A 6,952-nucleotide genomic window follows, 5' to 3' on the forward strand; every position below is an offset into this window, starting at 1 on the left:
CGTTTTCTTGCAGTAGCCATATTTCACCCTGTTCAATTTTCATACTAATTAAACGTTAGTAAAAAATTGGCGAAATACAAACTTTATGATGGGTGTCTTTGTTATTTTCCTGTATACGAAAGCTTCTCTGGCAGGAAAGCCTAAAAAAGTAGCCATCATTGCCTGTATACGAAAGCTTGTAGTGATCATAAATTCTATGGTGAGAGATGGTGTCATGTGGGATCCTAAAATGGTTTAAAATTAGGATTTGACACCATAGTCACTTGTTATATTTACGCGACTAAAGAATACATCGTATTTACTCTTTCACGTATATATTGAAGCTCTGACGTAGTTGTTACTCTTTGCGCAATAGATCTCATGCTTTTATGAGTAAAACCTTCCATTAGTCTATAAAGGCAACTATTTTCAGCCTGGCTAATACACATTTGACAACTGCTAACAGGGTCTGTTCCACATTCATCAGGTAGACTTTTTATTGATTTTTCAAGCTCTTCACAAAAAACACTAAGCAACCACTTACCTTTACAAATTTTCTTTAAAGTTTCGAGATTACTCGACAAGGATAATTGAACAGCAAACTCTTCCAAGTCGTCTTTTTTTGCATACAGTTTACTTGCAAGGTTATGATCTTTTAACCTCCCGTACCCTTGGCAATAACCAAAATCACTAGTGTAATCAGACTTCAAGGCTCCTTTCAAAGCATCGAGTGACGCTATGTACAAAAGCTCCATGCTTTCTATAATTTCTCCCATTAACTTGTTATTAAGGTTTTCTGTAAATAGCTCCGAATTACCTTTTGTACAGCTTCTCAACAGATAATCAAGGACATCTGAATTAACAAAGTGACTCTCTATTGAGTAAGCTGTCAATGGAAGTATAAGAGAGTTTTCAGGTAGCTCATTTCGATAGTCTCTGACGTCTTTATCAATAATTCCAACCAAGTAATCTACATAGTTATAATGACCATTATTTTTACTTTCTAGATAATTAGTTGCATTGATAACTGACTCACACCCTTTTGTATACCCTTCAATAGTTTCAATAGCTATAATTTCAGAAATCTTGCTATCCGAATTAAGGATCTTGTCATATACCCCTATATCATCGACACCTTCGACTAAAACAGAGGGTAAATTAGTCATAATTGATTGGGTTACGATTTCATCAATATCATACTGCATTCCTTGCATTACTTATTCCCCACAACCAACTGGGTAAGGTAACCCTGATTATCTTTTACTAACGCGGGGCTATGAGAGGCAACGATGATTTGAGTATTAGGTACTAGACTTCTAAATAATCCCATTAATTCTCTCTGCCATGTGATATTCAATGAAATCTCAGGTTCATCAATCAATAAGAAATTTCTAGATTCGCCTTCGAATAAAACTAATGACAAGAATGTTAAAATATGACGTTCCCCACTAGAAAGTTCATTCACGGTATGTGTATCACCATTTACTTCGACAAAAGCTTCTCTACTAGTTACAACCAATTTTTTGTCTTCAATTAAATAATTGTTAAAAGTCTCAACAAGTAAATTAATAGAACTTAAAATTAGTTTTTCCATCTCAAGTTCTTCAATTATATTTAAGAAAAGTTGACTTAAAATTGGATGATTTGCAATTTTTTCAACTCCATCTCCAACAGCTACGGAATCTAAAATTTCAATAACAGTGTCTTTAAATTGATTTTCAGAACCATCATCTAACGCCTCTCGAATTCTAGCATTATTATCTCTTAGCCTAATTTCAAAATCGTCAGGGAGGACTTGCTTCTCCTGAGGTCTTTCATCAAGGCTTATCGCTATAGATAAAGTGTCAAATAAAGCACTCTGTATTTTTCTACTCGCCATCATTCGTGCAATTCTGTATCTTTCGATAAGTAATTCTTCTACGTTATCTATTTTTATATTTTGTAGGTACAAATGGCGTTTATCATAATTAATACTATTGAGTCTGTTTCTGCTAATACGTTGAGATTGGCGGAAATATAGTGATAACTCCTCACTAAATTGACCAAGCGAAATATCCCTTGAAAGATAAGAGCGTCTTCTAGGGCTTCTAAAGAAATCCATAATAAAACCAGGATCTGCTTTAAAAGATTGGTTAGTAATCCCTCTGTCTACCCCTAACGATAAAGAAGATGTATCTGAAATAATCGAATCAAGGATTTCGTCCCATACATAGTCCCCATTCTCGTCTCGCCATACTGCTAGCTCTTTAGGTACTCCTGTTTCTTCTGCTACCAGAGTCACTTTTGAAACTGAATTTTGGATAAGGGGAGCGTCATCTTGTGACAAAACGCCATGCAATATCTTTAAAAAGGTCGTTTTACCGCAACCATTTGGACCATAGATAACAGAAACGCTTTCATGAGAAAACTCTGCCCTTGCAATTCTTGTACTAGATTTAAATCCATGTATCTCAATTGAGTTGACTCTAATCAAACTCCTACTCCTTAGTAAATATAACGCCCCAATAAGGGCTAAAAATTGTTTGCTAAAATGTTGAGGAACGAAAACAGCAAACTGTTTTTAGTCCCGCTTGATTGGCTTGTTAGTTGCCTTTTGCACCGACTTAGAGAATGAATAAAGCTCGCCTAGTAAATGCATATATTTTTTATTTAATTCATCTGCATCAGGTTTCCAACAGAACTCACCTTTAGCATTGGTAGTTTGACCTAAAACTAAGTCATTTAAACTGCCCATACCGCCACTACCAGACATTATAATGTTGGCACAGTTTAAGTATTCACAAGAATCAAATGCAGATAAGGCTCTCTTGAAGTGCTTTATCCACCAATCTGATTTTTCATCTTCCAATAACGCGATCATATCTGTTATTTGGGCTCGACTATTTTCGTACATGCTACCCCTAGGCAACTAACAACTTATTGAACACCATTTTGGTGGTTTATAACACACCAAAACGGCGTATATTACATAGCCTGATAATTTCACCAATAATTACTTTTATAAACAAGTAATTAAAATAGCATGAATTCAAAACTCGTTATTATGCACCAAAACGGCGGTTAATAATGTTATTGGACAAAGTTAGGCTCTACTCAAAGAAGTAAGAATAAATTTAACTTTTTCAGTGTCCGGTATCACTCAAAGCTGCCTGCCAAATGAGGCCCTAGCCTTTTCACCCAAACTGTAAGACAGGTGTAATCTACTACACCTTAATTTATATCACTGAAGGTGTTTTTGAGACCAGTAATTGCTCTACTCTTATACCCTCTACGTCCACTACTTCAAATTTAAAGCCAGCGAAGTTAATAAACTCTGCTCGTTTTGGAATGCGCTTCATTGAGTAAATTAGAAAACCAGCAACGGTTTCATAGTGCATTTGTTCTGGAAACTCATCAATTTCAAGTACTTTAGCCAACTCAACCACAGGAGTTAAGCCATCTACCAACCACGAGCTTTCGTCACGCGCAATAATTAACTCATCACCTGTGTGAGTTATTAAATCGCCCATAAACCCTTTCATTAAGTCTTTAACGGTCACAATACCAACCACCAGTGCATACTCATTCACTACGACTGCAAATGGTTTTGCAGCACCTTTAAATGCGTTTAATGCTTCAGACAGGCTCAGTGTTTCTGGCAAATAAAAAGTCTCTTTTTCTAATAGTTCGTCGTTGATATGCGCCGCTTCGCCTTTGAGTACTTGGCGCAGTATATCTTTAGACTCTACAGACCCTATTAATTTATCTAAATTACCGTTGCACACTAAAAAGTGATTATGCGGGTGATCAATTATCTTGCTGGCAATGTCTGCACTGGCCTCTTCAATATCAAAATAAACTATTTGATCGCGTGGTGTCATTACACTGGATAAAAAACGCGCTTCAAGATCAAACACATTACCAATTAAGTTATACTCTTGTTGTTGTAAACTGCCATATTCAGCACCGGCATCCATCATTGCTACTATATCTTCAGTGGTAACAATATCTTCACGCTCTGCAGGCACCTTAAACAGCTTTAAAATAACGTTTGTCAGTCCATTGAAAAACATTACCAGCGGTGTCAACGCAAATGTAACCCAGCGCATGAGTGTAACAAGCCTAACTGCAACGGCCTCTGGCATTATCATCGCGAGGCGTTTTGGCATTAAGTCCGCAAATAAAATGAACAAAGAAGTGATCGTAAAAAACGAAATAATAAAGCTAATTTGAGCTAACAATGGGCCTTGGTAAACCATGACTAAAACACGTTCAACATAAGGAGATAACGCTTGTTCACCTACTATTCCGCCAAGAATTGCAATCGCATTGAGTGCAATTTGAATCATGGCAAAAAAGGCACCTGGTTGCTCTTGCAGTTTTAATACCGCTGCTGCGTTAGCATTTCCTTCATCGGCCATAACCCTTAATTTTATTTTGCGTGACGCTGCTATTGCAATTTCTGACATAGCAAACAACGCACTGATCAAGATCAACAAACCAATCCCGATTAAATCACCCATTTATTACCTCAATAAAATATACTTTCATTAATAAAAGCAGCTGAATTATAGGCTCTTTTGAGCACAGAGCAATACAATTTCATATTATAAAAAATCACTAAAAAACAGTTATTTAATTAGATTCTGAAAAGACGCGGGTTAATTCTTCTTTAGTGGCAGCATCGAGCTGTTTGTGGCAAGCGAAATAAAGTGCAGGTTGCGTAACTTGAAGCTTTAGTACCGCTTTTAAGTCATCTTTTATGCCGCTTCTACTGTGCTCGTATTCTACACGTTGTTCTGGCAGGATAACTAAGTCAATGCTGTTCTTTCGGCTACGGATAATGTTAAAAATATTGTCAAAACTATCGATCAACAAGAGATTTTTGCCCACTTCAAAGCCCTGTGATAACAAGTAATGATGGCTGTAATTGTCTTTGAGAACAGCAATACGGTATTGCTTTGCTTGTTCTAAATTATCTAGCGTAATAGCTTTAGAGTTTAATGAATAAAGATAAGTGTTTAAGTCTGACAGTTTAGCAATCCAAACGAGCTTGTCTTCTCGGCGTTTGGAGCGTGAAATAGAAAATATGCAGGTTTGCGGATCGCGAATCGCAGTGTTGTAAGCGGTGCTCCAGCTGTGAACTGTAATGTTGTAGTCAAGCGAGGAGTTATCGAGCACTTTACGAACTCTTTCGTACACATGCCCGGTTAACTGGTTATTGTGGTCAAGGTATTGCGCTGGTGGGAAATTTTCAGTTACTACCGTTAGCTTAGCAAAACACAGTGAACTAAAAAAAACACATAATAAATAGATCCATTTATTCACTACTACCCCACTATGCTTAATTATTTCATCGTTATTTGTAGATGATTAATTAAATATAGCGTCAATTAACTGATAAGTGAATAGAAAACAGGCTATAAAGCCTGTTTTGATCTATATAAATTAGCGGTTCATTGCATTAATTAAAAATGCTGAGATTTTAGCGCCTTCTCTCAGCGTTGTTTCTGAGCTTGATTGACCCACTAAAGAACTGTCAGTGAATGGTGCAATTTCCATCATATCAGCGCCTGTAATTGGGAACTCGTCTGCAAGCGCAGACAATATATCAAGTGCATGTTGTGGCGTTAACCCATTACCTTCAGGTGTGCCAGTAGCAGATGCAAACTCTTCATCCAATGCATCAATATCAAAGCTTACATAAAGCTCATCAACATTATCTGCTTTGAGTTGTGCTATTACTTCCTGAGCAACATCGTGTGCTCCACGCTCAATAATTTCGTGAGCCCAGTGTTGCTTAATTCCAAACGTTGACTCCCAGTGCTCTTTAGGTTTACCGCTTGAGCGAATACCAAACTGAACCAAGTTCTTTGGCGCAGGTAAAAACTCTAAAATATGCGTACACCACGAACCAAAACACAAATCAATGCCTAAACGCTCAACAAGTAAGTCCGTATGCGCATCAAAATGAATGATAGCAGTACGTTTACCTTGCTCACGTTTTGCCTTTAAGTACGCTTTAGTTAAAGGATAACTAATTGAGTGATCGCCACCAATGCCAAAAATACCTTTATCTGTAAACGTGGCATAAAAGCTATCACACACATCTTCTGTTATAGATAAAGGGCTAACATAGTAATCACTGTTAGGATTATCATACAACGCCTTTTGGCAATTACTGATGGTCGCTTCATTTAAATATTTATCGTGTAGTAAATGAGGAATGACGCGTACATCACCTAAATCAAATGATTTAGCCTGTGGTTGTTGGTCAATCAAGGTTGAACGTAAAAACAATGGTCCCCAATTTGCTCCGCGTAAAATACCACCACCACAGTCAGAGCTAATGCCAAGCATAACTGCTTTGTGTGGGCTATCAGCAAGTGTATCTAAAGAGTCACGCCATAATGGCTCAACGTTATCTTCTTGACCATAAAGCTTATTACGTAACGCAGCTTTACGTTCTTTGGCTGTATTAACCGTAAAAACACCATCGCCAGGAGGGCATAAACAGTGTTCAACTTTACTTTTGAATGTTTGCCATTGTGTGCTCATTTCGATTCCTTAATTGTGTAATTTTGCTTAGTTATGCAAAAAAGCGTTGTTGCAAATAAGTTTAATAAAATTTTAATATCACGGATTTCTGCTGTTTAATGTTGTTAAACTAATCGCATTATTATACCGTGAAATATCAAAATTATATTTAATACCAATCACTTAAACATTATTACCATGCAACGCATAAATTCAAATAAAGTACATTAGGTGAGTGATATAGTGTCTGTTTAGACAAGTCAACCTTTGTACTATCGCAGTCATATTTCTAGGTGATTGAATATTCATAGAGAATGAATAAAAGTAGATATAGGCTGATTTTAAAAAAGATTTCACGTGTAAAAAGTTTTAAAGGCGTCTAGGGCCTGTTTATCTTTGAGGATTAACATTTGTTCAAGCTAGCGGCGATTTAATCGCGGCGCGAGGTTTGTAGCCT

The 6,952-nt window shown here is 36.8% G+C and carries 6 protein-coding genes and 1 pseudogene; 1 reads left to right on the plus strand and 6 read right to left on the minus strand.

The window, feature by feature from the left end; all coding sequences use genetic code 11:
* Positions 1-130: 130 nt before the first annotated feature.
* Positions 131-238, plus strand: a pseudogene (locus tag CSC79_RS00005) (IS110 family transposase); the annotation flags it as partial.
* A gap of 34 nt (positions 239-272) precedes the next feature.
* On the opposite strand, the gene CSC79_RS00010 reads toward CSC79_RS00005, so the two are convergent.
* From CSC79_RS00010 to CSC79_RS00035, 6 genes are all read right to left on the minus strand, one after another.
* Positions 273-1,193, minus strand: a complete 921-nt coding sequence (locus CSC79_RS00010; RefSeq protein ID WP_099292699.1) for a DUF4435 domain-containing protein — start codon at positions 1,191-1,193, stop codon at positions 273-275.
* On the minus strand, positions 1,193-2,452 hold the full coding sequence (locus CSC79_RS00015; RefSeq protein ID WP_180270360.1) for an AAA family ATPase: 1,260 nt from the start codon (positions 2,450-2,452) through the stop codon (positions 1,193-1,195). The genes CSC79_RS00010 and CSC79_RS00015 overlap by 1 nt, the downstream gene beginning before the upstream one ends.
* Before the next feature lie 87 nt (positions 2,453-2,539).
* The gene (locus CSC79_RS00020; protein ID WP_099292703.1) at positions 2,540-2,872 is read right to left on the minus strand and encodes a hypothetical protein; all 333 of its coding nucleotides are present in this window, start codon (positions 2,870-2,872) and stop codon (positions 2,540-2,542) included.
* Positions 2,873-3,194: 322 nt separating this feature from the next.
* Complete coding sequence (locus tag CSC79_RS00025) at positions 3,195-4,481, minus strand: hemolysin family protein (RefSeq protein WP_099292705.1); 1,287 nt, start codon at positions 4,479-4,481, stop codon at positions 3,195-3,197.
* Between the two features lie 112 nt (positions 4,482-4,593).
* Positions 4,594-5,286 (minus strand): transporter substrate-binding domain-containing protein, encoded by a 693-nt coding sequence (locus CSC79_RS00030; RefSeq protein WP_099292707.1) that lies wholly within the window; start codon positions 5,284-5,286, stop codon positions 4,594-4,596.
* A gap of 120 nt (positions 5,287-5,406) precedes the next feature.
* Entirely contained in the window at positions 5,407-6,516 is a 1,110-nt protein-coding gene (locus CSC79_RS00035; protein WP_099292709.1) for an arginase family protein, read from the minus strand.
* Positions 6,517-6,952 lie beyond the last annotated feature (436 nt).

The sequence above is a fragment of the Pseudoalteromonas sp. 3D05 genome, from assembly GCF_002723455.1.
In the GTDB taxonomy this organism is placed as follows: Bacteria; Pseudomonadota; Gammaproteobacteria; order Enterobacterales; family Alteromonadaceae; genus Pseudoalteromonas.

Excerpts from the sequence above, each read along its gene's own strand:
- CSC79_RS00010 (WP_099292699.1), bottom strand. The coding sequence starts at position 1,193 with ATGCAAGGAATGCAGTATGATATTGATGAAATCGTAACCCAATCAATT.
- CSC79_RS00020 (WP_099292703.1), bottom strand. The coding sequence starts at position 2,872 with ATGTACGAAAATAGTCGAGCCCAAATAACAGATATGATCGCGTTATTG.
- CSC79_RS00025 (WP_099292705.1), bottom strand. The coding sequence starts at position 4,481 with ATGGGTGATTTAATCGGGATTGGTTTGTTGATCTTGATCAGTGCGTTG.
- CSC79_RS00035 (WP_099292709.1), bottom strand. The coding sequence starts at position 6,516 with ATGAGCACACAATGGCAAACATTCAAAAGTAAAGTTGAACACTGTTTA.